The organism is Vibrio sp. E14 (assembly GCF_020515785.1).
GTDB classification, from domain to species: Bacteria; Pseudomonadota; Gammaproteobacteria; order Enterobacterales; family Vibrionaceae; genus Vibrio; species Vibrio diabolicus.
On the sequence record NZ_JAHPJI010000002.1, the window covers coordinates 440313 to 466608 of the forward strand.

28 protein-coding genes are annotated in these 26296 nt (G+C 46.6%); all 28 read right to left on the bottom strand.

Going from position 1 to position 26296, the window contains the following annotated elements; genetic code table 11:
- Positions 1-1977 (bottom strand): heme lyase CcmF/NrfE family subunit, encoded by a 1977-nt coding sequence (locus LIX84_RS07295; protein ID WP_226421001.1) that lies wholly within the window; start codon positions 1975-1977, stop codon positions 1-3.
- A complete protein-coding gene (gene ccmE / locus LIX84_RS07300; RefSeq protein WP_005380516.1) occupies positions 1974-2459 on the bottom strand; it encodes a cytochrome c maturation protein CcmE in 486 nt (161 codons plus the stop codon). Before ccmE ends, LIX84_RS07295 begins: the two co-directional genes overlap by 4 nt.
- Positions 2456-2662: a heme exporter protein CcmD gene (gene ccmD, locus LIX84_RS07305; protein ID WP_005380515.1), complete on the bottom strand. Its 207-nt coding sequence runs from the start codon at positions 2660-2662 to the stop codon at positions 2456-2458. The genes ccmE and ccmD overlap by 4 nt, the downstream gene beginning before the upstream one ends.
- A gap of 11 nt (positions 2663-2673) precedes the next feature.
- On the bottom strand, positions 2674-3417 hold the full coding sequence (locus LIX84_RS07310) for a heme ABC transporter permease (protein WP_005394301.1): 744 nt from the start codon (positions 3415-3417) through the stop codon (positions 2674-2676).
- 109 nt (positions 3418-3526) lie between these two features.
- On the bottom strand, positions 3527-4195 hold the full coding sequence (ccmB, locus tag LIX84_RS07315; RefSeq protein ID WP_006741714.1) for a heme exporter protein CcmB: 669 nt from the start codon (positions 4193-4195) through the stop codon (positions 3527-3529).
- 1 nt (position 4196) lies between these two features.
- Positions 4197-4814 (bottom strand): cytochrome c biogenesis heme-transporting ATPase CcmA, encoded by a 618-nt coding sequence (gene ccmA / locus LIX84_RS07320; RefSeq protein ID WP_012841536.1) that lies wholly within the window; start codon positions 4812-4814, stop codon positions 4197-4199.
- A gap of 285 nt (positions 4815-5099) precedes the next feature.
- Positions 5100-5594 carry a DUF2802 domain-containing protein gene (locus LIX84_RS07325; protein WP_226421146.1) on the bottom strand — a complete coding sequence of 165 codons (495 nt, stop codon included), beginning with the start codon at positions 5592-5594 and terminating at the stop codon, positions 5100-5102.
- 14 nt (positions 5595-5608) lie between these two features.
- Positions 5609-6103, bottom strand: coding sequence for a chemotaxis protein CheW (locus LIX84_RS07330; RefSeq protein WP_005380507.1), 495 nt, complete (start codon positions 6101-6103; stop codon positions 5609-5611).
- A 35-nt stretch (positions 6104-6138) separates the two neighbouring features.
- Positions 6139-7245 carry a chemotaxis protein CheW gene (locus LIX84_RS07335; protein ID WP_226421002.1) on the bottom strand — a complete coding sequence of 369 codons (1107 nt, stop codon included), beginning with the start codon at positions 7243-7245 and terminating at the stop codon, positions 6139-6141.
- Complete coding sequence (locus tag LIX84_RS07340) at positions 7235-8014, bottom strand: ParA family protein (RefSeq protein WP_226421003.1); 780 nt, start codon at positions 8012-8014, stop codon at positions 7235-7237. The genes LIX84_RS07335 and LIX84_RS07340 overlap by 11 nt, the downstream gene beginning before the upstream one ends.
- Positions 8015-8022: 8 nt before the next feature.
- Positions 8023-9135 carry a protein-glutamate methylesterase/protein-glutamine glutaminase gene (locus tag LIX84_RS07345; protein ID WP_109169796.1) on the bottom strand — a complete coding sequence of 371 codons (1113 nt, stop codon included), beginning with the start codon at positions 9133-9135 and terminating at the stop codon, positions 8023-8025.
- Between the two features lie 29 nt (positions 9136-9164).
- The gene (locus LIX84_RS07350) at positions 9165-11411 is read right to left on the bottom strand and encodes a chemotaxis protein CheA (RefSeq protein WP_226421004.1); all 2247 of its coding nucleotides are present in this window, start codon (positions 11409-11411) and stop codon (positions 9165-9167) included.
- A 9-nt stretch (positions 11412-11420) separates the two neighbouring features.
- Entirely contained in the window at positions 11421-12161 is a 741-nt protein-coding gene (locus LIX84_RS07355) for a protein phosphatase CheZ (RefSeq protein ID WP_006741709.1), read from the bottom strand.
- Positions 12162-12281: 120 nt separating this feature from the next.
- On the bottom strand, positions 12282-12650 hold the full coding sequence (gene cheY, locus LIX84_RS07360) for a chemotaxis response regulator CheY (protein WP_017635949.1): 369 nt from the start codon (positions 12648-12650) through the stop codon (positions 12282-12284).
- 45 nt (positions 12651-12695) lie between these two features.
- On the bottom strand, positions 12696-13430 hold the full coding sequence (locus tag LIX84_RS07365; protein WP_006741708.1) for an RNA polymerase sigma factor FliA: 735 nt from the start codon (positions 13428-13430) through the stop codon (positions 12696-12698).
- Positions 13423-14310: a MinD/ParA family protein gene (locus LIX84_RS07370; protein WP_005380498.1), complete on the bottom strand. Its 888-nt coding sequence runs from the start codon at positions 14308-14310 to the stop codon at positions 13423-13425. Before LIX84_RS07370 ends, LIX84_RS07365 begins: the two co-directional genes overlap by 8 nt.
- Positions 14311-14324: 14 nt before the next feature.
- The gene (gene flhF, locus LIX84_RS07375; RefSeq protein ID WP_226421005.1) at positions 14325-15842 is read right to left on the bottom strand and encodes a flagellar biosynthesis protein FlhF; all 1518 of its coding nucleotides are present in this window, start codon (positions 15840-15842) and stop codon (positions 14325-14327) included.
- Between the two features lie 28 nt (positions 15843-15870).
- Positions 15871-17970, bottom strand: coding sequence for a flagellar biosynthesis protein FlhA (gene flhA, locus LIX84_RS07380; protein ID WP_046875562.1), 2100 nt, complete (start codon positions 17968-17970; stop codon positions 15871-15873).
- Between the two features lie 210 nt (positions 17971-18180).
- Complete coding sequence (gene flhB, locus LIX84_RS07385) at positions 18181-19311, bottom strand: flagellar biosynthesis protein FlhB (RefSeq protein ID WP_006741705.1); 1131 nt, start codon at positions 19309-19311, stop codon at positions 18181-18183.
- 3 nt (positions 19312-19314) lie between these two features.
- Positions 19315-20097 carry a flagellar biosynthetic protein FliR gene (fliR, locus tag LIX84_RS07390; RefSeq protein ID WP_005384463.1) on the bottom strand — a complete coding sequence of 261 codons (783 nt, stop codon included), beginning with the start codon at positions 20095-20097 and terminating at the stop codon, positions 19315-19317.
- Between the two features lie 8 nt (positions 20098-20105).
- The gene (gene fliQ, locus LIX84_RS07395; RefSeq protein ID WP_012841532.1) at positions 20106-20375 is read right to left on the bottom strand and encodes a flagellar biosynthesis protein FliQ; all 270 of its coding nucleotides are present in this window, start codon (positions 20373-20375) and stop codon (positions 20106-20108) included.
- A gap of 24 nt (positions 20376-20399) precedes the next feature.
- Positions 20400-21269: a flagellar type III secretion system pore protein FliP gene (gene fliP, locus LIX84_RS07400; RefSeq protein WP_006741704.1), complete on the bottom strand. Its 870-nt coding sequence runs from the start codon at positions 21267-21269 to the stop codon at positions 20400-20402.
- Positions 21256-21669: a flagellar biosynthetic protein FliO gene (gene fliO, locus LIX84_RS07405; protein ID WP_226421006.1), complete on the bottom strand. Its 414-nt coding sequence runs from the start codon at positions 21667-21669 to the stop codon at positions 21256-21258. The genes fliP and fliO overlap by 14 nt, the downstream gene beginning before the upstream one ends.
- A 1-nt stretch (position 21670) precedes the next feature.
- The gene (fliN, locus tag LIX84_RS07410) at positions 21671-22081 is read right to left on the bottom strand and encodes a flagellar motor switch protein FliN (RefSeq protein WP_012841530.1); all 411 of its coding nucleotides are present in this window, start codon (positions 22079-22081) and stop codon (positions 21671-21673) included.
- A gap of 59 nt (positions 22082-22140) precedes the next feature.
- A complete protein-coding gene (fliM, locus tag LIX84_RS07415; protein WP_006741703.1) occupies positions 22141-23187 on the bottom strand; it encodes a flagellar motor switch protein FliM in 1047 nt (348 codons plus the stop codon).
- A 7-nt stretch (positions 23188-23194) separates the two neighbouring features.
- Positions 23195-23698 carry a flagellar basal body-associated protein FliL gene (gene fliL, locus LIX84_RS07420; RefSeq protein WP_012841529.1) on the bottom strand — a complete coding sequence of 168 codons (504 nt, stop codon included), beginning with the start codon at positions 23696-23698 and terminating at the stop codon, positions 23195-23197.
- An 85-nt stretch (positions 23699-23783) separates the two neighbouring features.
- Positions 23784-25667 (bottom strand): flagellar hook-length control protein FliK, encoded by a 1884-nt coding sequence (locus LIX84_RS07425; protein ID WP_226421007.1) that lies wholly within the window; start codon positions 25665-25667, stop codon positions 23784-23786.
- 182 nt (positions 25668-25849) lie between these two features.
- Positions 25850-26293, bottom strand: a complete 444-nt coding sequence (fliJ, locus tag LIX84_RS07430) for a flagellar export protein FliJ (protein ID WP_012841527.1) — start codon at positions 26291-26293, stop codon at positions 25850-25852.
- Positions 26294-26296: the final 3 nt, after the last annotated feature.

The window sequence follows — 26296 nt, forward strand, 5'->3', positions numbered from 1 at the left end:
TTATGCCTCCTGCTCTTTTGACTTCGCGTTTTTCTTTGAAGATTTACGGAAGCGATAACGCTTATCTGAAATCGCTAGTGCACCGCCTAACGCCATAATCAAAGAGCCAGCCCAAATCCAACGAACGAACGGTTTATAGTAAATACGAACAGCCCAAGATCGGTTGTCGTCTAAACGTTCACCCATTGCAATGTATAAGTCACGACTAATTCCACGGTCAATGGCAGCTTCGGTCATCATAGACTTAGCCGTACGGTAGAAGCGCTTCTCAGCGTGAAGCGTATTCACGTATTTGCCATCATGTGTGATCTCAAAATCCGCGATGTAGCCATCGTAGTTTGGACCATCTTTATCACGCAGGCCTGAGAAGTAGAAATCATAACCTTGAATTTGGAAATGTTCGCCAGGTGCTAAACGTACATCACGCTCGATGCTGTAGTTCTGTACCATCGCAATACCGATAACAGATACCGCCAGACCAACATGACCCAACATCATCGCCCAGTGGCTACGCTGCAGCTTGCGAACGCCTTCACTAAAGCTATGACGGTGCGTTGCACGCTCATATAGTTCAAAGCCATGCATTGCAATAATCCAAACCGCCATTACCCAGCCAATGTAAGCCATGGTTGAGAAGAAGTCGGCAAACAGGAACACGCATACCGCAGCCAAGGCGAAAGCAAGCACACCTGAAATGAGCATTGGTTTCACAAGTTTAGATAAATTGTCTCGCTTCCAACGGATAAGTGGACCAATACCAAGTAGGAAAGCAAATGGCATCATCAACCACGCAAACAGCATATCGAAGAATGGCGCACCGATAGAAACCGACCCCAAACCAAGCTGCTTATGTACGAGCGGCAACAGTGTCCCCACTAACACCACAACAAGTGCTGCGATAAGTAATACGTTATTGGCTAAGAGCGCGTTTTCACGAGAGACTAAGTCGAAGTTACCACGTACACGTACTGCTGCCCCTTTTACGGCAAACAGCAATAAAGAGCCGCCGATAACGAAAACGAGGAAGCCTAGAATAAACATACCGCGCGACGGGTCAGACGCGAACGCGTGCACCGATACTAAAATACCGGAACGGACTAAGAATGTGCCCAACAAACTCAACGAAAATGCAGAGATTGCCAATAGTACCGTCCACGCTTTAAATGTGCCGCGTTTTTCTGTCACGGCAAGAGAGTGCATTAATGCGGTACCCGCTAACCAAGGCATGAATGATGCGTTTTCTACTGGATCCCAGAACCACCAGCCACCCCAGCCAAGTTCGTAGTAAGCCCACCAAGAGCCTAGTGCGATACCGAGTGTTAAAAATACCCATGCAGCGGTTGTCCAAGGACGAGACCAACGGGCCCAAGCCGTATCAAGGCGTCCGGTCATTAGGGATGCGATCGCAAAGGAGAAGGCAACCGAGAAACCAACGTAGCCCATGTAAAGCATTGGCGGATGAACAATCAAACCAGGGTCTTGAAGCAGAGGGTTCAAATCACGTCCGTCAACCGGGAAGAACGGTAACGTACGTAGGAATGGGTTTGACGTTAGGATGATAAACAGTAGGAAACCCACTGAGATCATGCCCATTACGGCAAGTACACGTGCAACCGACTCTTGCGGCATACCACGACTGAATGTCGCTACAGCGACAGTCCAAGCAGCTTGGATTAACACCCATAGCAACAGTGAACCTTCGTGTGCACCCCATACTGCGGTTAAACGGTAGTACCAAGGAAGCTGACTATTCGAGTTGCTCGCTACATACTGTAACGTGAAGTCGTTGGTATAAAATCCCCAACATAAAATGGCGAAAGAGAACAACAGCATTAGGAACATAGACCAAGATAGCGGTCGCGCTGTGTTCATGAGCATGGTGTTATTATTCGATGCTCCCCACAATGGCAATACGCTCAGCAGCACAGCCATTGCAAGCGAAAGAATGAGAGCAAAGTGACCGATTTCAGCAATCATTGGCCGCTTCCTTGTTTCTGTTCTGTGCTGTATTGAAGCGGTTCATGCGTTTTCTTCATCGCTTCCGCAATTTCTGGTGGCATGTATTCTTCATCGTGCTTCGCTAGGACCTCAAATGCCTCAACTGTCGTGGCATCTTTCAGTACACCTTGAGCCACAATACCCTGCCCTTCACGGAACAAGTCAGGAAGAATACCGTCATAAGTAATCGTCACTTTAGGACCGACATCGTGCAGGTCAAAACTCACTTTCAAAGAATTAGGATCTCGACGAACCGAGCCCACAACCACCATACCACCAATACGCAGACGCTGGCCTACTTCTGGCTTGGTGCCATCTGGCTTACCATTAACCAATTCCGTTGGAGTGTAGAAAAGGTCCATATTTTGGTTAAGCGCATAAAGTATCAAACCAATGGTGGCACTAATACCGATAAAGATCGCTAGTACGATACCTAGCCTCTTTTTACGTCTCGGGTTCATAAGGTGTTCTCCATGTTCTTCGCTGCGTCGATACGAGCTTGACGGTCAATTTTTGCTTTCACTTCTTTCAATAATGCATCACCGCGGCGAAGGCTAGTGATCAGAAGGATCAGCATGGATAAGAAAGTAATACCAAACGCACTCCATACGTATGATGCGTAGCCACCCATGGCAAAAAAGTCGCTCAGAGATTCAAAATGCATAATCAATTACCTCACTGAGTTTGTTCTGTTGCGAGTTTGCGCACCCAAGGGCGGTGACTTTCTTTACTGATGATTTCGTTACGAAAACGTACCATCGTCACTGCACCAAAGAAGAACGCAAAGCCAAAGATGTTTAGCAATAACGGCCAAAGCATGTCGGATGAAATAGAAGGTTGTTCAAATTTCGTGATCGTCGCGCCTTGGTGAAGCGTGTTCCACCATTCTACGGAAAAGTGAATGATAGGTAGGTTCACGACGCCTACGATCGCTAAAATACCCGCCGCTTTTGCGGCTGTTTTCTGATCGTCAAACGCGTGATAAAGCGCAATAACACCAAGGTAGAGAAATAGAAGAATCAATTCTGAAGTAAGACGGGCGTCCCATACCCACCAAGTGCCCCACATTGGCTTACCCCAAACGGCACCAGTAAGTAGAGCAATGAAGGTAAATACCGCACCAATCGGCGCCATCGCAAGCGCCGCCATATCAGATAGACGTACTTGCCATACTAAGCCAATAAATGCCGCAATCGCCATCGACATATAAACGCCCATAGACCAAATAGCTGATGGGACGTGAATATAGATGATTCGGAAACTGTCACCTTGTTGGTAATCTGAAGGCGCAAATGCAAGCCCCCAAACCGTACCAACCGATAAGCATACGAGGGCCAATACAGAAAACCAAGGCAGAAACTTACCACTCAAACGGTAAGCGGTTTCTGGCTTGGCATAAGGATGTAGCCATTTCCACATGTTTTGTTCTCACTCTTACTTCAGGGACACTGTCTAAAGGGCTGAGACCGTAGCAGTGCTTTAATAATAATTCTTTGATCAAGCGCCGCTTCATTGGCACTTTATTGAGTTAGTTAACACTAACTCTCAATGCGGCACTAATGGCAAAAGGCGTTAACGTCATCGCTCCCATTAGCATCGCACCTAAAATTGCTAGTTGACCGTTATACGCCATACCAAGCGCGGCGGCATCAATTGCTGATGTTGCGAAAATCAAAATTGGGATGTAGAGCGGAAGAATAAGCAAACTCAAAAGAACGCCCCCCTTTTGCAACCCAACCGTCAAAGCCACACCAATAGCTCCAATAAAACTTAGTGTCGGTGTACCGATCATCAAGGTTAGTACAACAGATAGCCAAGTATTGAAATCGAGCGAAAGTAAAACCGCCAATAATGGGCTAATTAGGATCAGAGGTAACCCTGTTAACAACCAATGTGCTATGACCTTTGAAACCACTACAAGTTGCAATGGAATCGGCATTAGCATCATTTGTTCCAATGCACCGTCTTGAAAATCATCACGAAATAGACGCTCTAATGATAATAAGGCGGATAGCAATGCGGCAACCCAAACAATGCCCGCTGCAATACGTGCTAACAAATTTGGTTCAGGCCCGATACTAAGAGGAAACAGAGTAATAACAATAATAAAGAACCAAAGCGGGTTCAGAATGTCTGCCTGACGGCGAAATGCTATCAATAGCTCGCGGCGAATGATGGTGGTCATAGATGGAATCATATCAATCACCCAACTTTATTTTTCTAAGTTTCGGGCTGTCCGAAAACATATCTTGATGCGTCGTCAACACGACAATACCGCCATTATCAGCGTGACTTGCGAACAAAGATTCAAGCACTTTGACGCCTTGCTTATCGATGGCGGTCAACGGTTCATCTAAAATCCATAAAATTTGCTTACTGAGCCATAACCTTGCTAGTGCCACTCGTCGTTGCTGACCTGCGGAAAGCTGTGCTACAGGCACATCTTCTCGACCAGCTAAACCAACTTGAGTTAAAGCAGTGAAGATTTCTTCGTCAGAAGAGCGGTTATTTTGAATAGATTGGTAAAAACGTAAGTTTTCTAGTGCGGTAAGCTCTCGTTTCACTCCAGTTTGATGCCCTAAGAACAGCAGATCTTGATGGAAAACATCACGAGATTTTTCAACCTCTTCTCCTTTCCACTTAATGATGCCTTCTTCTCTATCACCTAAACCTGTCACAATACGTAGTAACGTAGTTTTGCCAGTACCATTGCGCCCTTCTATCTGGACCAATTCACCAGGCTTAATTTCAAACTGCAGGTTTTCAAACAGGACCCTCTCATCACGGATCGCTGTCAGGTTAGATACTTCTAACATAGAGCTTCAACTAAAAAATGAACGAAGCGCTATATTAACACAGCTTAGTTATGACAAAACAGGATAAGAGGGCTGGGATGTATGTAAGTTCATGTATTTTTGTTAATTAATCGTCACACTTTAATAAAATTAACTATAAGTAGTTATAAGCTCTCATTTTAACTTGGGGAGCGAGTGCTAAGAGTGAAAAGAGCTTAAGGTAATCTACGGCTGTATTGCAAAAAGATAATTAGTAACCGAACACAAAAAAGAGGCTTATCGCCTCTTTTTATCGCTTTAAAACCTTTAGCGTCGACGACGTCCACGCGTCGGGTATTCTGCATCATCTGATGGCTGACCGCTTAGTGGTGGAATTTTCTCTTTTCCCGCCAGTTTTTTCTGTAGTGAAAGCATCAATTCCGCTTCAGCTTTTGGCAGTTCACACTCTTCAATGAGCTCATTGATATCTGCACCAAGCTGTACCATTTTAGAAGCTCGACTGTACAAGCGACCATCAGTATCAGCGTGCTCGAGTTCACGAATTCTCTCGTTTAGGTGCTGAATAATGTCTTGTTGTTCCGTTACTTTTTGTCCAAGACCAACGACAACCGAACGCACTTCGAGTAACTGCTTACTCAACTTTTGTACTTCTTTATCTACATGTCGAGACTGTGCTCGTTGCTGGTCTACTTGCTTTTGCAACCCCGAGCGAATGCTCAGTTGCAAAACAACCAACACCAACACGATAAAAGCGACGCCACCCGCAAGGAATGGAACAGATAAAAGAGTCTCTTCAGCCATCATTATTCAGCCCATTATAGGTGAGCCATCTCGTCCCATTCGTCATCCGTTAGGAGCTTGTTCAAATCCACAAGGATAAGAAGTTTGCCGTCACGGTTGCTCACACCTTGGATGAACTTCGCGCTTTCATCAGTACCGACAGAAGGCGTCGTGTCAATTTCAGAAGAACGTAGGTAAACCACTTCTGCCACACTATCTACCAAAATACCAATCACTTGACGCTCAGACTCGATCACAATAATACGAGTATTATCTGTAACTTCGCCTTCCATCAGGCCGAAACGCGAACGCGTGTCGATAACAGTAACCACGTTACCACGCAGGTTGATGATACCCAGAACATAATCTGGCGCACCTGGAACGGGTGCAATTTCAGTATAACGAAGTACTTCACGAACTTGCATTACGTTGATGCCATACGTTTCTTCTTCTAGCTGGAACGTCACCCACTGAAGAACTTCGTCATTCGATGCATCTTTCTTCACTTCTACTTCAAAAGCTTGAGACATAGTTAATCCTCGTTAATGTCGTTCCCGACTTAAATCTAATTCAGTGATTTGACATCTAAACCGGCGTTTAGCATGTCAATGAGCGCCTGGACATGAATTAAGGCGCACATTTTTTCTTTTACCATGCCCGCTAGCCAAGGGCGTTTACCCGCCTGTTCACGCCAGCGAACCTTGTTGATATTGAGCGTTTCCGTCCCCATTAGTTGGTTACTGGCCAGCCCCCACATGCTCTCTCCAAGCATGACAACATATTGGTAATTATCTTTGTAACTGTCATCGCGAAGCTTATCTGCCATCACCCATTTCGCGGTATCGACGACATCAAACTGTTGTTCACGATTTGTTTGTAGCCCCAAATACCAGGCGGGCTTTCCTATTAAATGGTTAAGCTCGCTGATGCGATGAATACCACCTAACTCATCAAGCGGTACGGCAAACGTGACATCATTCACATCAAAGTAAAGCACTTGAAAATCTTCACTTCGCTTCGTGCTTTCCCAGTCAGTTGGTATTTCGGAACCTGTTTGTGTCTCGAGCTCAGTATCAACATTCGATTCTATATTGACATCATGCTCAATCACCGATTGAGGTTCAACCAGTTCTGGCTGAGTTTCCTCAAAAACTGGCGCATCAATCACCCAGTCTTGTATCTCTTCAACTGTTTGTAACTCGGGCGCCTCACTAACCGTTTGTACGTCTGGCTCAGCCGCTTTTATTTCTGCTGCAATATCAATCGTATTTTGTTCAAGAATACTATCAATATCTAACTCGGCTACAGGGTTGCTTGCTTCAAGCTGACTTAATAACCTTTGCACATCTTCCAGATTTGGGGCTTCCAATTCTGGCGGGTACGCTTCTTGAAACTGGTAAGTTTCCGGCTCCGAGTATTGAAACTGCAATTCTGGCTCTGGCTCTGGCTCTGGCTCTGGCTCTGGCTCTGGCTCTGGCTCTGGCTCTGGCTCTGGCTCTGGCTCTGGCTCTGGCTCTGGCTCTGGCTCTGGCTCTGGCTCTGCAGATGATATTTCTTGAGCCAGCAAGTCAAGCTCTTCCTCAAGAGTCGTTGCTTCAGCCTCATCACCCAATAGCGCATTAAAGTAGTCATCAAGCGCTTGTTCACTGGAAAGCACGTCGTTACTGCTCATCGAACGCTAACCTCTCCAGGTAAATCAGTAACTGTTTATACGCAAACACACCACGACTACCAGATGCAAAATGCGAAGCTGGCAAGTGCTTTAAACTAGCATCACGGAACTTGGTATCAATCGGCACCGCAGAGGTCCATACTTGATTTGGGTAATCGTTCTTCAGTTGCATCAATGTTTGCAAAGACGCTTTGGTGCGCTTGTCATACATCGTTGGAACGATAGTCACTTTGAAACCACCCGGACGAGACTTTTGCATAATGGTTAACGTGCGCATCATGCGTTCCAAGCCTTTCATCGCCAAAAACTCGGTTTGAACGGGAATCAAAATTCGGTCACTGGCGGCCAGTGCGTTCACCATCATCACACCAAGAATTGGCGGGCAGTCAATCAACACATAATCATAGTCTTGTGAGACCGCTTGTAGAGCTCGTTTTAAGATCAGCCCCATCCCACTGCGATTCCCCATGACACGATCAAGCGTCGCAAGGGACATATGCGCGGGAATGATATCCATCCCTTCCAGTTTTGTCTCTAGGATTAACGGCCTCACCGCTTCACGAGAGAATGTCTTCAACTGGAATAAATCAAATAGGCTCGAAGTTACTGCGTCAGGATCATAACCAAGATAGGTAGTCAGTGATGCGTGAGGGTCAGTATCGACCATCAGTACGCGATGACCTTTTTGACTCAGCAAACCCGCTAATGTCACTGTTGAGGTGGTTTTACCCACGCCACCTTTCTGGTTAGCTACACTCCAAACAATCATGATGAATCCTACGCTAGGCCAACTTCCACCAACATGCGTTCTGCAATGCGGTCAAGCGGTAAATCTTCTGAAGAAATGCCTGCTTTAGCAACAGCTTGGGGCATACCATAAACAACACAACTTTCTTCATCTTGAGCCCAAATAGTTGAGCCTGCAGACTTCAACATACGAGCGCCTTCACGACCGTCTGCACCCATGCCAGTCAGCACTAAAGAGAGTACTTTGTCACCGTATACTTTGGCTGCAGAACCAAAAGTCACATCCACACATGGTTTGTAGTTCATGCGGTCGCCGCCATCAATGATACGAAGACGAGCAGCCCCCGCTCGACCATCAACCATCATTTGCTTACCACCTGGAGCAAGGTATGCCACACCAGGCTGTAAGACATCGCCGTCTTGGGCTTCTTTCACTTGAATCTTACACAAGGTATTCAAACGGCTGGCAAATGCAGCAGTAAAGGTTGCTGGCATATGTTGGATCAATACGATCGGATGCGGGTAGTTCATCGGTAAACGCGTCAGAATTTTTTGCAAAGCAACCGGACCACCAGTCGACGTGCCAATTGCGGTCAGTTGATACTTCTTACCGGAGGCTCGGAACTTTGCCGCAGCCGGTCGAGCAGGAGCTGGAGTCGCTGGCGAAGCCGTTCTTGAACCTAGTGGACGAGCTGCCGCATTGGTACTCGCAGCAGCGCGAGTGATTGGTCGACGCATAAAAGCGCGCTTCGAAGCAATCTGAATAACTCGTTGCTGAAGCAGTGACACCGCTTCTTCGCGGTTACGTGCGATGTCTTCAAACTTTTTCGGTAAGAAATCCAATGCGCCCGCATCAAGCGCATCAAGCGTGGCTTTCGCCCCGTCATGAGTCAGGGACGAAAACATTAGGATTGGCGTTGGAGCCGCTGCCATGATTTCACGCACAGCGGTAATGCCATCCATCACTGGCATTTCAATATCCATCGTGATGACGTCCGGTTTAAGAGATTTGGCTTTCTCAACCGCCTCTCTGCCATTTACCGCAACGTCAATCACTTCTAGGCGCGATTCTGAGTTGATGATTTCGCTCACGCGACGTCGAAAAAAACTCGAATCATCAACGACTAGTACTTTAATCGCCATCTTATTCCTTTTAATAACGTCAGCTTTGCTTAAAGGCGTGAAGCCGCAGCATATCGCTTAAGTAAATCAGGCACATCTAGAATTAATGCAATATGGCCATCGCTAGTGATTGTTGCACCAGCCATGCCCGGAGTGCCTTGCAATAGATTATCGAGTGGCTTAATAACCACTTCTTCTTGACCAATAAGCGTATCCACAACAAAACCAACGCGCTGGTTACCGATCTGTACAATAACCACATGACCGTGACCAGTACGCTCTTCGACGTTTTGTGATTTGGATGCTAACCAGTTCTGTAGGTAAAATAGCGGGATAGATTTTTCACGCACAATGATCGTCAACTGACCATCTACCACGTTTGTGCGACTCAGATCCAAGTGGAAGATTTCGCTCACCGAAGCCAGTGGTAGTGCAAACGGATGACCGCCAACGCCAACCATCAGTGTTGGTAGGATCGCCAACGTTAGTGGTACTTTGATGGTGATCTTAGTGCCCTTACCTAGCTCAGAATCGATATCGATTGAACCATTTAAGGTGTTGATCGCCGTCTTAACCACATCCATGCCAACGCCACGGCCAGAGATGTCAGAAATTTTATCTTTACTTGAGAAACCTGGCGCAAAGATAAGGTTGAAGCACTCTTTGTCTGTTAAACGGGCCGCTGCATCTTCGTCCATCATGCCGCGCTTAACCGCGATACCACGCAGTTTGTTCGGGTCCATACCGCCGCCATCATCTACGATGGATAGCTCAATGTGATCCCCTTCTTGTGATGCAGACAAAATCACTTTACCTGTGCGTGATTTACCTGCTTTCGCACGGTCGTCTGGCATTTCAATACCGTGGTCAACCGAGTTACGAACCAAGTGAATCAATGGATCAGCCAATGCTTCTACAAGGTTTTTATCGAGATCGGTTTCTTCACCGCGCATTTCCAGCACGATGTCTTTATTTAGGTTACGCGCCAAGTCACGGACAACGCGTGGGAAGCGGCCAAATACTTTCTTGATTGGCTGCATACGCGTTTTCATTACCGCGCCTTGCAGATCCGCCGTTACGACATCAAGGTTGGCGACCGCTTTGGACATTTCTTCATTGTCGCTGTTCAAACCAAGGCTTAATAGACGGTTTCGGACCAATACAAGCTCACCTACCATGTTCATGATGGTATCAAGCGTCGAGGTATCGACACGAACGGTTGCCTCGGCCTGAGGCTTTTTAACCGCTGGCGCTTTCGCCTCTTCTTTCACCGCGACAGGTTTAGATTCTGGTTTTGGTTTTGGTGCTGGAGCCGGAGTTGGCGCTGCTGGTGCTGGTGCTGGCTTAACCGCAGGCTCAGGTTTCGCAGGGCTTTCCTCTACGTTTGCTGATGCCGGCTTCGTTGCCATATCCAGTTCTTCCAGCGTGGGACCTTTGCCCGCACCATGTAGCTCGTCGAGTAACTTTTCGAACTCTTCGTCCGTCATTAAGTCACTATCTTGATTTGCTGACGATGCAACTGGCGCAGCTGGTTCTGCCGCTTTAGGAGGTTCTGCTGGTGCAGATGCTGCAGCCTCTGCCGCTGATGGACTTTTGCCAACGCCGTGAAGTTCGTCAAGTAGACGTTCAAATTCATCGTCAGTGATATCGCCACTTTCAACTGATGGCGCACTTGATTGAGGGGGCTCTGATGGCGCTGTTGGTGTCGCAGGTTCTGAAGCGCCTGGAGCTGAGCCTTTACCATGAAGTTCATCCAGCAGCTTTTCGAATTCGTCTTGGGTAATTTCATCAACAGAGCCGACACTTGACGCTGGCGCGGCAGGTTCTTCAATAACAGGCTCAGGAATGACAGGTTCAGGAGTAACCACTGGTTCTTCAACCACGGTTGCAGCGACTTCATCTTCTGATTCAGGTTTACATAGACGATGAAGTTCTTCAAGAAGGGCAGGATCCGCAGCTTCCAATGGCTCACGATCTTGAACGGCTTGGAACTGGGTATTGACCGTATCCAACGCTTTTAGCATCGTATCCATTAAGTTTTGCGTGACCGTGCGTTGGCCGTTTCGTAAAACGTCGAACACGTTCTCCGCACCATGACAAGTATCGACTAGCTCTGCCAAAGACAGGAAGCCAGCACCGCCTTTTACGGTGTGAAACCCGCGGAAAATTGCATTAAGTAAGTCTTTGTCTTCTGGGTTATTTTCCAATTCAACCAACTGCTCAGAAAGCAGTTCGAGAATTTCCCCAGCCTCAATGAGAAAGTCCTGAAGAATATCTTCGTCTAAATCGTAGCTCATACGTTACCTTTAAAATCCAAGACTGGACAACAAGTCATCGACTTCGTCCTGCGATGAAACCGCATCTTCTCTCAGTTCTGGATGAAGAATCGGGCCTTCGGCTTCGCTTGTTTGTGTATTCTTTTTATCTGCCGGTTCTGACAAAACTTGAATGTGTTCTTCAGGTTTATTTCCAGAGAATACGGTTAGGATTTCCACTAAGCGGCCTTCTACTTCATTTACCAACGTAATTACGCGGCGAATAATTTGGCCAGTTAGGTCTTGGAAGTCTTGCGCCATGAGAATTTCGGTCAATTGACCACGCAACTCAGTGCTGTCACCTTCGACTTGAACTAATAGCTCGTCGATTCGGTGACAAAGTGCTTTGAATTCGCTTAATTCGATGCGCCCGTGCATGAGTTCATTCCATTGAGGACGAACTTTCTGAAGGCAATCATGCAGGTTGTCAGCGATAGGAAGGCAGCAGTCGACTGCATCCATCGTTTTGTTGGCTGCTAGCTCTGTCTTCTCGATCACATAATTAAGACGATCCCTTGCGTTAGGGATTTCGTCTTTCGCAATTTCGGTCATGCGCTGATCGAGACTGAACTGCTTGAGTGATTCGTGAAGGTCTCGAGTTAAGGCTCCAATTTCTTGCAGCATTGGATTCTCGGCACCTTCGTAGATCGAGGCAACAAGCATATTGGCTTGGTCTTGTTCCCCGTTTTCTAGCATTTGAACGAGTGACTTCGCCTGCTCTAGTGAGATCATTCTGAATAGACCCTTTTACGTTTAGTTCTTCTTATCACTTTAAAAACGCTAAACGAGTCATTTAATAGGTATTTAATAATTGGTATGAATGACTCGAATAACAAAGAGAAAAAGAGAGAGTTATAAACGCTCGAAAATTTTATCTAATTTTTCTTTTAATGTTGCAGCAGTAAATGGCTTAACAATGTAGCCGTTTACGCCTGCTTGAGCAGCTTCAATGATCTGCTCACGCTTCGCTTCAGCCGTGATCATTAGAACTGGCAAATGCTTAAGTTCTGCATCCGCGCGGATGTGTTTAAGCAAATCGATGCCTTGCATACCTGGCATGTTCCAGTCAGTTACAACAAAATCGAAGTCACCTTTTTTCAGCATTGGTAATGCGGTTAAACCATCGTCCGCTTCTTGAGTGTTATTGAAACCCAAGTCACGAAGCAGGTTTTTAACAATACGGCGCATTGTTGAGAAATCATCAACAATAAGGATCTTCATGTTTTTATTCAAAATTGCCTCCACTGAATCGTAAAATCAGTGTTTTTAGTCATTTTGTGTCCACGCACTGAGCTTGGTGCGCAAACGTTGCATCGCTTGACTCAGTATTTGACTTACGCGAGATTCGCTTACGCCTAACACATCGCCAATTTCTTTCAAATTGAGTTCTTCATCATAATAAAGCGAAAGTACCAAAGCTTCACGCTCTGGAATCTGTTTTATTGATTCAACCAGTGCTTTTCGAAATGATTCATCGGCAACCCCTTTGAATGGGTTACTGTCATCAGTTTCATCTGCAGGTGAAATCACATCATCAGAAACGCCTAAATCTTCAATACCGACTAATTTTGAGCAGTTGATATCGGTCAGAGCACTATGATATTGATCCAGTGTCATACCGAGATGCGTGGCTACTTCAGAATCAGTAGGATCTCGATTTAATTCGCCTTCCAGCTCCGCAATCGCTTGGTTAATCTCTCGATTATTTTTATGAACAGAACGCGGTACCCAATCGCCTTTGCGCATGTCATCTAACATTGCGCCACGAATACGGATACCTGCATAAGTTTCAAAGCTCGCACCTTTAGAACCATCATAATTCTGCTGAGCTTCGATAAGACCGATCATGCCGGCCTGAATTAAATCCTCTACCTGAACACTCGGCGGTAAACGGCCTAATAGGTGGTGAGCAATGCGCTTAACCAACACTGAGTAGCGCTCTATAAACGCTTGCTGGCTATTAAACTTGCCATGTTGGTCATAGGTTATCGCTTTATTCACCAAAAGGGTCCTCTGCGAATTCGGTACGATTTAGCAACCTTTCCACAAAAAATTCCAAGTGTCCACTTGGTGTTTTCGGTAGTGGCCACGTTAACGCTTTGTTTGCTAGTGAGCTGATAGCTAAAGCGGCAGGTGAGCGAGGGAACGCATCAACGACAATTTTTTGTCTTTTTACAGCCTGTCGTACTTTATCATCTAATGGAATACATGCTACGAGTTCAAGGCTGACATTCAAGAATCGCTCTGTGACTAGCGTCAACTTTGCAAACAATTCTCGCCCTTCACGGTAGCTTCTGACCATATTTGCTACAACTTTAAAGCGTTGGACCTGGTGTTCTTTACTTAACAGCTTAATTAACGCATATGCATCTGTGATTGAAGTTGGTTCATCACACACAACCACAACGACATCTTGAGCTGCTCGCGAAAAACTGATTACCATGTCAGAAATGCCTGCGGCGGTATCTATCAGCAGGACGTCCATTTCGTCTTCAAGACTACCAAATGCTCGAATGAGTCCAGCATGTTGAGCGTGAGAAAGCTCAGTCATGCTCTGTGTGCCAGAAGTTGCAGGGATTATCTTTATACCATAAGGCCCTTCGACAATCGCATCTTTTAGCTCACATTCACCCGCTAAGACATGTCCTAGATTACGTTTTGCACGAATTCCGAGCATCACGTCCACATTGGCCAGACCTAAATCAGCGTCGAGAACCATCACCTTCTTGCCTTGGCGAGCCATACAAATCGCCAGACCCAGTGTTACGTTTGATTTCCCCACACCACCTTTGCCGCCAGTAACAGCAATCACTTTGGTCAACGATGGTTGTGTTAAGCGACGGAGGCCGCTTGCTTGATCGTGTATCATATTCTCAGTCATAGTAGTCCGCCGCCTTAGAGTCCTTCACTGTCACTATTCCAAAAGTGAGGTTCGTTCTCTGTCGACTTCTCTAACAGTTCATTTGCTTTCGCAAGCATATATTTTGGTTGCGCTATCACAATGTCTTCTGGCACGCGCTGACCATTAGCTATGTAAGCCACTGGCATTGCGTTTTGAATCACTACACTGATGAATTCGCCTAGACTTAATGACTCATCAAGCTTCGTCATAATACAACCCGAAAGTGGTATGCGTCGGAAGTGATCCAGCGTTTCTTGTAGAACGCGACGTTGTGCGGTAGCTGGCAAAACAAGGTAGCTGTGAATCACTTCTCCGCTCTCTTGCATTAGAGTATCGAGCTGCTCAGAAAGCCTGACATCTCGTTGCCCCATCCCTGCCGTATCGACCAAAATCAGTCTTCTGTTTCTTAGCTGATATATAACATCGGCTAACTCGTTAGAATCTTTAGCAACTCTTACGGGACAACCCATGATTCTTCCGTAAATTGAGAGCTGCTCATGTGCACCTATGCGATATGTATCTGTTGTCACAAGGGCCACATTGTCGGCACCGTATTCCATGGCGGCACGTGCTGCGAGCTTCGCAACGGTGGTTGTTTTCCCCACCCCCGTCGGACCTAACAGTGCGACCACACCACCACGTTTTAAAATGTCCTGTTTAGGAATATTGATTTGATCCGCCACCAGCGACAACAACGCTTTCCACGCTCGCGCTGGTTTTGTATCTTCCGGGATATAGCAAGCCATTTGGTCTGCTAACTCCGGAGAAACGCCCATACGCTCTAAGCGCTTAATCAGCATTGCTCTGAGCGGCTCACGACGTTCCACTTCCTGCCACATCAGGCCAGAGACTTGATGCTCTAGAAGACGACGAATTGACGTCATCTCTTCGCGCATACTCTCCAGCTCATCTGCAGACTCTTCTCGCTCATCACTTGGACGGCGGCGATCATAGCGTGTCGGATCCAACTTCGGCGTTGGACGCTCAAATCGATTATCTTGTGCGATTAACTTCGCCAAAGGTGAATCTGGTTGATATGGCGCTGGCTTTTCTTGGTTGTAGCCGTCGCGATGCTTATTCTGGCGTTGCAATAAAGCAGAGAGCGAATCTTCATTTTCCGCTACATGATCGTCAGCATCTGCTGCACCACCACTATATTGCTTAAGCATGTTAGCGAATCGCTGCGTCATCGAGCCTGTTTTTTCGTTGTTACTGTTATTACTGTTCAGGCTAATTTTATCTTCATCTAAATGACGATCTTGATAACGATCGGCAGAAGACGATGACATTTGACGATGTTCGTTATAGCGATTCGATTGAGAAGCACCGCGATTTTGTTGTGACACTGCGCTTGCTTGAGACGGGTTAGATTCACTATCTATCGCCGCAACAATCGCCACCCCACCAGCCACTTTCTTGTTTGACATGATCACCGCTTCCGCGCCTAACTCCTCTTTCACTTGGAGCAGCGCCGTTCTCATGTCTTTGGCAAAAAATCGCTTTATTTTCAAACTATGAATCCATTAATGATGCGTGAGATCAGTTACCCACGGCTTGCACAATTCTGATCTGTTTTTCATCCGGGATTTCTTGGTAAGACAGTACCCGGAGATTAGGTATTGTGTTCTTCACAAATTTCGCCAACGTCGAGCGTAATACACCGGAAGTAAGCAGAACGGCTGGCTCACCTTTCAATTCTTGTTCCTGTGTCGCTTGGCTTAGTGAAGACTGCAATCGTTCAGCGAGCCCCGGTTCAATCCCCGCAGATTCGCCTCCTGATGCTTGCATAGTTTGATGCAATATTTGTTCCAGCTCAGGTATCAAAGTAATCACTGGCAGCTCAGGCTCTATACCATTGATTTCTTGAACAATTAGACGTTTTAAACTAATTCGAACTGCTGCCGTCAATATGTCAGCTTCTTGACTCTTACTTGAGTACTCAGCCAAAGTTTGAACAATCGTGCGAATATCGCGGATTGGAATGGCCTCGTTTAACAAGTTTTGTAGGACTTTCACCACCACACCTAATGGCAACTGATCAGGAACAAAGTTCTCAACCAACTTAGGCGCGCTGCGTCCTAACATTTCTAATAAATTCTCTACTTCTTCGTGACCAATCAACTGCGATGCGTTATTAGTCAATAACTGGCTCAGGTGCGTCGCTAATACTGTCGATGAGTCAACAACCGTATAACCTAACGCCTGAGCATGCTCACGCTGATCTTCGCGAATCCATACGGCTTCCAATCCAAATGCAGGGTCAATGGTTGGCTCGCCATCAATCATGCCATACACCTGACCTGGGTTAATCGCTAGCTCTTGATCCGGACGAATCTCAGCTTCGCCCACCGCAACCCCCATTAATGTGATTCGATAGCTGTTTGGCGTCAGTTCAAGGTTGTCACGTATGTGAACCGCAGGGATTAAAAACCCAAAATCTTGCGATAGCTTTTTACGCACACCTTTTACGCGCTCTAACAGTTCTCCACCTTGGTCTCGGTCCACTAGCGGAATCAAGCGGTAACCCACTTCTAGGCCAATAATATCGACTGGCTGGACGTCGTCCCAAGAAAGCTCGCGTTGTGATGAAGGCTCTGTACCTTCGTCGGCTTTCGCTGGTAAAGCCGGTTCTTTCGCTTTCTGCTTTTGGCGTTTATCGATGAAATACGCCGCCGCGCCAGCCGCTACCGCCAGACTCAAAAACGCAAAGTGTGGCATGCCCGGTACGATGCCCATCACACCGAGAATAGCTGCGGTAATCATCAGTGCTTTTGGGTTATCGAACATCTGGAAGACCAGCTGTTCACCCATGTCTTCATCGGTGTTTTGACGTGTCACCATCATCGCCGCTGCAATCGACAGCAATAGCGATGGAATCTGTGCAACTAGGCCGTCACCAATCGTCAGCAAAGTATAGATTTCAATTGCCTCACCGAAACCCAATCCATACTGCGCCATACCGATCGACAGACCGCCAATGATGTTGATAAACAGAATCAAAATACCGGCAATCGCATCACCTTTTACGAACTTCGAGGCACCATCCATTGAACCGTAGAAATCCGCTTCTTTTGTCACTTCAAAACGACGAACTCTTGCTTGTTCTTGGTCTATCAATCCGGCATTTAAGTCCGCATCAATCGCCATCTGCTTACCTGGCAACGCATCAAGGGTGAAGCGAGCACTTACCTCAGAGATACGACCTGCACCTTTGGTCACCACCATAAAGTTGATGATCATTAAGATGAGGAAAACCACTAAGCCGACCGCGTAGTTACCACCAATAACGACATTACCAAACGCTTCAATTACGTTACCTGCCGCGTTGCCGCCTTCATGACCATGCAGTAAGACGACACGTGTCGAAGCAACGTTCAAAGCCAAGCGCAACAAGGTTGCGATCAGCAGTACCGTCGGAAAAGCGGCGAAGTCCAACGGACGACGTGTGTAAACGGTCACTAACAACACCACCATCGACAACGCGATGTTAAAGGTGAAGAACATATCCAGCAAAAAGGCTGGAATAGGCAGCACCACCATCGCTAAGGTGGCCAAAACCATCACCGGTGCGCCAATAGCTGGCATTTCACGCTGAGGGATTCGTGGCAATTTATCTGCAAATGGCAGGCTTAACTTCATACTACGAGAGATCTCAATCGATTGAAGCGTCACGTTAGCTCTTACTATTAATACGCGACCGCTTTGGCCTAAAAGTTTAGGTATGGTTGATAATTAAGGCGTTTTAAGCAAGCTATGTACCATAATTAACGCCAAAATAATGACTAAACACTCAAGTAGAGTTTAATATCTGATTCAATTAACCTTTTTAGAATTAGGCTTCTTTTAGCATTAGTGCCGGTGTTCTGGCGGGATTGGCAAATCGTAATCCTGAATTTTGGGGCGCTGTCCACCTCGTTTTCGGTATTGCTTCAACTGGAATACAAATGCCAAAACCTGAGCCACCGCAGTAAATAATCCATCGGGGATCTCTTGTTCTAGCTCAGTAGTATGGTACAGCGCACGAGCAAGTGGCGGAGCTGGTACAATTGTGATGTCATGCTCTCGGGCGACTTCTCGAATCTTCATTGCCATGTGATCAGTACCTTTAGCGATCACTACCGGCGCACGGTCTGTCTTCTGCTTATAACGAAGCGCAACCGAAAAGTGCTCTGGGTTGGTAACAATAACATCAGCCTGAGGAACGTCTGCCATCATACGACGTTGAGCCGCTTCTCTTTGCAGCATACGAATGCGTCCTTTGACCTCTGGCTTACCCTCGGTTTCTTTATATTCGTCTTTGACTTCTTGCTTGGTCATTTTTAACTGATCAGCGTGCTGCCAGATTTGAAATGGAATATCGATGGCAACCACGATCAACAGTGAACAGCTGATCAACAAGATAAAGTTCAGCAGAATATCTAAAGCATGGAAGATGTTTTGCGGATACACATCCATACTTAATTGAATCAGATCCGCCTGCGATGCTTGGATCAAATAGATCGCGACACCAGTAACCAAAACCACTTTAAGAATTGATTTGATCAACTCTACCCAGCTTTGCATTCCCACCATCCGCTTTAAACCGCTAAGCGGATTCATTTTCGACAGCTTTGGCATAGCGGCTTGAGCAGAAAAGCTGATTCCTCCCACACCCGCAGCACCAATCATGGCGGCAGTAAACAACGTAGCTAGCACCAAAAATAGAGGGAACAACAAATCGGTCATCGCCCCTAAAGCAATGTCAAATAGCTTTGCCGTATCAAAAATCTCTTCTCGTTGAAGATCAAATAAACGGCTCATGATGGAAAACAGTGAGCGTGCTAACGCCTCGCCAAACCACATCAATGAAATGGCGCCAACGATCAGCACAGATGCTGATGCAAGCTCTTTAGATCGAGCGACCTGCCCCTTTTCTCTGGCTTGTTGTAACCGTCGGGGCGTGGCTTCTTCGGTGCGTTCCTGACCGTCTGATTCTGCCAATTCTTAGCACTCCAAGCGAATGAGTCGACAAATCTGCGCCTCACCCACCGTCCAGAACATTTCATAATGACTGTAAAGGCCAGCCAGTATGTACCAACACAGTAATAGACCCACCATCAACGCAAATGCAAAACCAAGCGAAAAGATATTTAACTGTGGTGCAGCACGGGTCATTACACCAAACGACAAGTTAATGGTAAGTAGTGCAATAATGCCAGATAGAGACATACTCAGTGCCGTTTGGAACATAATACCAAGCCAGCCTGCCATTTCACGGAAATCAACCGCGTTGAGCGAGCCGGAACCAATCGGCAAGGTTTTAAAGCTGAACACTACCAGTTGCAGCATTTTCAAGTGCCCATCGGTGGCAAGGAAAAACATTGTCGTCAAAAACATGAATAGCTGACCAAGCAATGGCGTGTTCTGACCATTTGCGGGATCAACCATAGAAGCGAAACCCAAACTTGATTGCATACCCAATATTTGTCCCAACAAGACAAAGGTTTGAATCATAAATTGAGTGACCATGCCCATCGCAATACCGATGATCATTTGCTCGGCAATGGTCATAAAACCCCGAAACGAGAGCAACTCAATGTCTTGAGGCACTGCAGGGATCGCTGGCATGACGGCAAAAGTGATGGCTAACCCGAGGTAAAGGCGGATTCGTGGTGAGACAAATCGAGCCCCAGTTACCGTCATCACCATCAGCATGGAAGAGATACGAACGTAGGGCCAGAAATAGTTTGCGATCCAATCTAAGACAACGCTAGTGGGGTACTCCATAGGCGCCTCTAATAAAGCACCTGAGGTAAGCGCTCAATCAAGCCATAGAAATATTCCATCAACATTTGCGTCATCCAGTGACCAAATAGCATTAGAGCCAAAAGCGTGACAATCAAACGCGGCAAGAAGCTCAATGTTTGTTCGTTGATGGAAGTCGCAGCTTGGAAAATCGCAACAATAAGGCCGATAAGCAAACTTGGGATGATAATGGCGCAGACCATGATAAGCACCATCCAAAGTGCTTCACGGAAAAGCTCGACAAACATTTCTGGTGTCATGTCTTATCCTCTATCTGCGCTTATCTAAAGGGCAAAACTGCCCGCGAGTGTCGAAAGTATCAAGTTCCAACCATCGACCAATACGAACAGCATCAACTTGAACGGCAACGAAACAATCATTGGTGACAACATCATCATACCCATTGCCATCAGTACCGACGCTACCACGAGGTCAATAATCAAAAACGGCAAGAAGAGCATAAAACCAATTTGGAATGCAGTTTTTAACTCCGAGGTGATGAAAGCCGGAATCAACACCGCCATCGACACATCTTCTGGGTTCTCAACTTGCTCTCCTGACATGGTTACGAACGTCTCCAAATCTTTGATTCGGGTCTGTTTAAGCATAAATGCTTTCATTGGTGCTTGTGCAGCATCAAACGCTTCTCGAGCCGTGACTTGCTCGTTCAAATAAGGCTGAACGGCTTTATCGTTGATTTCGTTCAGGACGGGAGACATAACAAAGAAGGTCAAAAACAGCGCTATACCAATGATGACCTGATTAGACGGCGTTTGTTGCAAACCCATTGCCTGACGCAATATCGACATCACCACAACAATTCGAGTAAACGACGTCATTAGAATCACCATGGCAGGCAAGAAGCCAAGCATGGTCATTAACGCTAGGATTTGTAGCGTAACCGAGTAATCTTCACTGCCATCTGGGTTTGTGGTCATGGTAAACGCAGGGATGCCACCACCACTAGAAACGGACATAGCACGACTGGCGCCAGTATCACTTTGCATCGCCTGAACAGTGACGCTACTTCCATCAGCCAAGTTGTCAGGCAGAGCAGACTCCTCTGCCTCAGCAAACGAAAATGAAGAAAACAGCACGCCGACGAAAAGCAACAACGTGCTCAGGAGCAAACGAATCGGGTTACCCTTTGTCATGTTTTTTGATCAGTTGGCTAAATTGAGTCGCAAAAGCATTGGTCGCCAACTCTTCCTCTTTCAGTGGCTTATCTAACTTGGCTAACGTTTGGATTGATTGGCTGGTAATTCCAACCAAAAACTGCTCTTCACACACTTGAACTACGGCGATTCTTTCTTTGGTGCCCACTGGCAACTGACTCACAATACGCAAGCCTTTTTGTTGTCCCATCGCCGGCACTTGCATACGTTTAAGTAGCCAAGCCAACAAAAGAATCACGCCGATCACAAGCACAAGCGAGCCCAGTGTCGTCGCAAGATCCAGATTATTTGGTGCGGCAGCAAATGCATAAGGAGCACTCAGCATTAAGCTCAGTGCTCCAGTGATTTGCGTCAATCGCGTTTTGATTGAGCGGCTCATCTTAACGTAGCTTCTTAATTCGTTCAGTTTGGCTGATCACATCCGTCAAACGGATACCAAACTTATCGTTCACGACCACGACTTCGCCATGTGCAATCAGTGTACCGTTGACTAATACGTCCAATGACTCGCCCGCTAGACGATCCAACTCAACAACCGAACCTTGGTTCAACTGCAATAAGTTCCGAATGCTGATTTGTGAACGACCGACTTCCATCGAAATCGTCACCGGAATATCCATGATGGTGTCGAGTTTACGGCGCTCATCTTCGGTAATTGGGCTTGAAGTGTCTTTTAGCTCTTCCAGTGGCGCGGCCAATACTTCATCTACATCAACAGAAGGTGCAGACGGGTCTTCGCCAAGAGCGGCTGCCCATTCATCTGCTAGCTTTTGATCGTCACTTGGTTCCATTTTTCTATCCTGTGTTAAGCCTTATTTAATGCCAAAGCATGTCTGTTCAATAAGGTATCTTAATCGTCTATATCGTCTTCATTCTCAAGCTCAGACATGATGTCTTTGCCCAAGAAAGCTAAATCTGTTTTGACTACATGTGGGCGCTCAATTTCCTCAGAAATTTGCACCGCTAATTTGTCTTCCGAACGGCCCATTTTTACGCGATAGGTCGGCAGGTCTTCCACAAACATTGTCGCATGTTCTGGCATTTCAATCGGAATGATGTCACCCGGTTGCAATTCCATGAGGTCACGCAAAGAGATGTCTTTTTCAAGCAAGTTAACGCGAAAGTTAACCGGACAATCCATAATCTCTTCACGTAATGCTGAGCTCCAACGGACGTCTGTCTCCATCTTGTCGGACTGAACACCTGCATCCAACAGTTCACGGATCGGCTCAACCATGGAGTAAGGCATAACGACATGAAAATCGCCGCCGCCACCATCGACCTCAATGTGGAAAGAACTCACGACAATCACTTCTGTCGGGCTGACAATGTTAGCCATACTTGGGTTTACTTCAGAGTCGAGATATTCGAACTCCACCCCCATCACTGGCGACCACGCTTCTTTGTAGTCTTCAAATACAATCTTCAGCAGCAGCTGAATGATGCGGCGTTCCGTTGGGGTAAATTCGCGCCCTTCGATTTTGGCATGGAATCGACCATCCCCACCAAAGAAGTTTTCTACTAGAATAAAGACTAAGCGAGCCTCCATGGTGATCAACGCTGTACCTTTTAACGGACGAAAACGCACCATGTTCAAACTGGTTGGCACGTACAATGTGTTTTGGTATTCGCCAAACTTCATCATCTGCACGCCATTGATCGACACTTCTGCCGTTTTACGCAGCATATTAAACAGACTAATACGCATGTGTCGTGCAAAGCGCTCGTTGATAAGTTCGAGCGTCGGCATTCGACCACGTACAATCCTGTCTTGCGACGAGAAATCAAAATTGACGGCACCTTCGTTGTCGTTTTCTATCGGTTCATCGACGTCATCAACATCGTCAACCCCGTGCAATAGCGCATCAATTTCGTCTTGGCTTAATAGATCGGTCACGTTTTACCTATTGAATAACAAAATCTGTAAACAGTACTTTTTCAATCACTGGCTTACCGACCGCAGCGTTTAGCGCTGCTTTGATATCTTCGGAAGCACGATCGCGCAATTCCACTCGTCCCGTTGGAGAACGCAACTGATCAACCGTCGCCGAAGCAAACGTTGATAACAAAGAGCTCTCAATCAGTGGCGAATGGTACCGCGCCAACTCTTCATTCTCTGCGCCGCGAACCATTAACTGCGCTTTAATTTGTACCAGTCTGTCGCGACGGTCCCCAGTAACGTTAAATACAAATGCCTGAGGAAGATTCACGTAGGCAATGGGCGAGGCATCTGATGCCTTCGCTTGAACCTGTTGAGACGCTTCAGCCTGAGCTGGTTCATCAGAGCCCATGAGAAAGAATGCTGCTGCACCACCGCCAAGTAGCAATACCACAACAGCGATTATGATGATAAGTAACTTACCTTTTCCTTTCGGCGCATCGGCCCCTTGTAACTGTTCTTCTGCCATTGTTGTCTCTTATTGTTCTTTTAGGTTACCGAGATGCTTAAGGAAGTCGTTTGGTAACCTTGTATTATTGCCTTTAAACGGCCTGTTATGCGTAAAAACTAATTCCATCACGCTTTGAAGCCACATTCAAATCCAGATTGACGTCAGCATCAAAGCTCTCTTCTGATTGTCCAGAAAAACCGCTGCCTTGAGCACTTTGACCATGTTGCTCAGCAGTATACCTACCTTGCTGCTGCCCGCTGTTTTGTTGCTGAACAGAAGAATCAGCCAGTTGCATGCCCTGCTGCGCCAACATCTCTCTCAAGCGAGGAAGCGTCTGTTCAATGATGTCACGCGCTTGCGGGTTGTTCACCGTAAAATGCACATTAGCCACATCGTTGTTCATCGTCATACGAATTTGCATACGACCTAATTCTGGTGGATCAAGACGAATATCGAGGTTTTTTAGGTTCTTCGACATCATCATTTGCACTTTTTCCGCCACTTGCTCATTGGCCAACTCTTTGGTCAGTTGCAACGGAAGCTGAGCTTGCTGCGCGGCATCAATACGCGCTTGTTGCTGCACGTTTGTTCCTTGTTGACCCGCCATCGCCTGAAGCTGCCCTGCTAAACCATGTTGAAGTTCTGGTTTATCTTGCTTATCCGCTGTCGCTTTAAGTGCACCAGCAGTCAATGCGGCATTCACAACTTTCTGGTTAACCTCTCCGTCCTTTACGCCTTGAAGCGCCGTCGGAAAATGAGCTGCGGCCAACGCATCTGGCATCGGAGACAATGCGACTTTATCTGTACTCTGAACAGCTTGTGGCTGAGCTGATTGAGGCGCAAAATTAAGGGCTTGCTGAGACATCCCCATAGGTGTAGCCTGGCGAGCCAAATGCTGTTGTCCTTGCTGTTCGGCGAGAACCTGTTTAACGTCAGTAGGAAGCGCAACAAACTGGGCAAGATCTTGCTCAGGAATATCGGCAATGACCGTCCCTTTTTTCAACCCTTCTATGATCTCAGTTTCTTGCTGAGTCAGTGGTTTTCCCTGCGCCAGTTTGGTATCTATGAGTTCGAGTTCATCCAAGGAAACACGCTGAAGCGCATCAATTTTAGAGCCATCCAAACCCACCTCCAGTGGCGATAGTTCATTGGCAACGTCACCACTGACCATGCCCTTCTCGGTTGGGTGACTGACTTGTTTAGCCATACCTTGCCAAGTAGCAAACTCAGACGAGAGCTTATCGACATCGATAGGTTGACCATTCTTATCTAAAATTGGCTCTAAGCCTTGCCCAGCCATTGCCTGCACTTGTTCAAGCGATTGAGCTAATGGCATGTCATTCAAAGCAAGTTCATCAATGTCTGTTGTTTGCCCGTTGAACGAGTGTTCTAAACCCGCTCGTTGAGGCAAAACTTTGCCACTATCGATGGATGCATTATTCGCTTTCAAGGTTTGACTCGCTTGTTCAATACGACCAAGCAGCTGTTGTCCTTCACCCATCGCGCTTTTTGCGCCATTAGCAGCTGAAGGGGCGTTCGAGAGTGAACCGACTTTCTCAGTAACATCAGCATCATTTTGCGAGTGCGCGCCTTGTTTGGCTTCCAGTAGGCTTGCTTCATCACTTTGAATGGTGTTCGCATGCTCTGTCAGCATGTCACCAGAGCGGCTTTGCTCTTGAATAGCAGTTTCTTGGCTTTCTTGCGCCAGCAACTCCTCGGCATCGTTACTGCTCGCTTGAGCCACGTCTGTGACCGCTTCTTGACTATCAGCTTTGCCAGACGAAAGCTTGTTAATCTCGGCACTGTTTTGGTCTTCACCGTTTAGTGATTTCGTTGCTACTTTTTCTGACTTTTGTGAACCTGAAAACGCATCCGTCAAGGTTTCTAAAAATCCCTTGTTCTCCGCGTTTTCTGTAGGTGCTTGTGCGGCAGAGTCAGACACTGACGTCTTGCTCGTCGCAGAAACATTGGACAAATTCACATTCATATAGAAATTCTCATTATCAGCAGCTTCGAGCGCTAGGCCGCTGCTAATTGCACACGGTGGCAAATTTAGGTTATTGGGATGATCATCTACAGAGTTATCTGCAAAAATTACGCCAATAACAAGCTCATTGCTGCAGTGACAAAACGAGTGTTATAAGTGGAAGCAACATCAACTTTTAAACATTAAAAAGGCTTCGCTCGACGGCTGTAAAGCAACGTTGAAAACTCGTCCATTTGCTTTTGTTCCCGTTTGGCTTCAGCAAGCTGTTTCTCTTTCTCACGCTTTTCGATCATCCACTCATAGGATTTGCGTTCTTTGCGTACTGTTAACCAGTATTCTTGACAGTTTTCTACCTGTTCTTTGAAATGACTTTCTGCTTGTTTCTGCTTAGATAACGTTTCGTCTAGCTGAGTGAGAAAGCGATTTAAATGCCCATATTCGCTTGCCGTTAAGCCCGCCTGCCCACGGTCGATAAGCTGTTGGCAATAATCAAGGCGATACTTTTCGATTTGCTCAACCTGACGGTAATAATCTTCAAGTTCAGAGCGCGCTTTGTTCAGTGCAAGTACGGCTTGATCTTCACGCTCTTTAGTCTGCTCAAGTAGGAACTCCATCGCATTGTTCATGCG

Excerpts from the sequence above, each read along its gene's own strand:
- LIX84_RS07295 (WP_226421001.1), bottom strand. The coding sequence starts at position 1,977 with ATGATTGCTGAAATCGGTCACTTTGCTCTCATTCTTTCGCTTGCAATG.
- ccmE (WP_005380516.1), bottom strand. The coding sequence starts at position 2,459 with ATGAACCCGAGACGTAAAAAGAGGCTAGGTATCGTACTAGCGATCTTT.
- ccmD (WP_005380515.1), bottom strand. The coding sequence starts at position 2,662 with ATGCATTTTGAATCTCTGAGCGACTTTTTTGCCATGGGTGGCTACGCA.
- LIX84_RS07310 (WP_005394301.1), bottom strand. The coding sequence starts at position 3,417 with ATGTGGAAATGGCTACATCCTTATGCCAAGCCAGAAACCGCTTACCGT.
- ccmB (WP_006741714.1), bottom strand. The coding sequence starts at position 4,195 with ATGATTCCATCTATGACCACCATCATTCGCCGCGAGCTATTGATAGCA.
- ccmA (WP_012841536.1), bottom strand. The coding sequence starts at position 4,814 with ATGTTAGAAGTATCTAACCTGACAGCGATCCGTGATGAGAGGGTCCTG.
- LIX84_RS07325 (WP_226421146.1), bottom strand. The coding sequence starts at position 5,594 with ATGGCTGAAGAGACTCTTTTATCTGTTCCATTCCTTGCGGGTGGCGTC.
- LIX84_RS07330 (WP_005380507.1), bottom strand. The coding sequence starts at position 6,103 with ATGTCTCAAGCTTTTGAAGTAGAAGTGAAGAAAGATGCATCGAATGAC.
- LIX84_RS07335 (WP_226421002.1), bottom strand. The coding sequence starts at position 7,245 with ATGAGCAGTAACGACGTGCTTTCCAGTGAACAAGCGCTTGATGACTAC.
- LIX84_RS07340 (WP_226421003.1), bottom strand. The coding sequence starts at position 8,014 with ATGATTGTTTGGAGTGTAGCTAACCAGAAAGGTGGCGTGGGTAAAACC.
- LIX84_RS07345 (WP_109169796.1), bottom strand. The coding sequence starts at position 9,135 with ATGGCGATTAAAGTACTAGTCGTTGATGATTCGAGTTTTTTTCGACGT.
- LIX84_RS07350 (WP_226421004.1), bottom strand. The coding sequence starts at position 11,411 with ATGAGCTACGATTTAGACGAAGATATTCTTCAGGACTTTCTCATTGAG.
- LIX84_RS07355 (WP_006741709.1), bottom strand. The coding sequence starts at position 12,161 with ATGATCTCACTAGAGCAGGCGAAGTCACTCGTTCAAATGCTAGAAAAC.
- cheY (WP_017635949.1), bottom strand. The coding sequence starts at position 12,650 with ATGAAGATCCTTATTGTTGATGATTTCTCAACAATGCGCCGTATTGTT.
- LIX84_RS07370 (WP_005380498.1), bottom strand. The coding sequence starts at position 14,310 with ATGACTGAGAATATGATACACGATCAAGCAAGCGGCCTCCGTCGCTTA.
- flhA (WP_046875562.1), bottom strand. The coding sequence starts at position 17,970 with ATGAAGTTAAGCCTGCCATTTGCAGATAAATTGCCACGAATCCCTCAG.
- fliR (WP_005384463.1), bottom strand. The coding sequence starts at position 20,097 with ATGGAGTACCCCACTAGCGTTGTCTTAGATTGGATCGCAAACTATTTC.
- fliQ (WP_012841532.1), bottom strand. The coding sequence starts at position 20,375 with ATGACACCAGAAATGTTTGTCGAGCTTTTCCGTGAAGCACTTTGGATG.
- fliP (WP_006741704.1), bottom strand. The coding sequence starts at position 21,269 with ATGACAAAGGGTAACCCGATTCGTTTGCTCCTGAGCACGTTGTTGCTT.
- fliO (WP_226421006.1), bottom strand. The coding sequence starts at position 21,669 with ATGAGCCGCTCAATCAAAACGCGATTGACGCAAATCACTGGAGCACTG.
- fliN (WP_012841530.1), bottom strand. The coding sequence starts at position 22,081 with ATGGAACCAAGTGACGATCAAAAGCTAGCAGATGAATGGGCAGCCGCT.
- fliL (WP_012841529.1), bottom strand. The coding sequence starts at position 23,698 with ATGGCAGAAGAACAGTTACAAGGGGCCGATGCGCCGAAAGGAAAAGGT.
- LIX84_RS07425 (WP_226421007.1), bottom strand. The coding sequence starts at position 25,667 with ATGAATGTGAATTTGTCCAATGTTTCTGCGACGAGCAAGACGTCAGTG.
- fliJ (WP_012841527.1), bottom strand. The coding sequence starts at position 26,293 with ATGAACAATGCGATGGAGTTCCTACTTGAGCAGACTAAAGAGCGTGAA.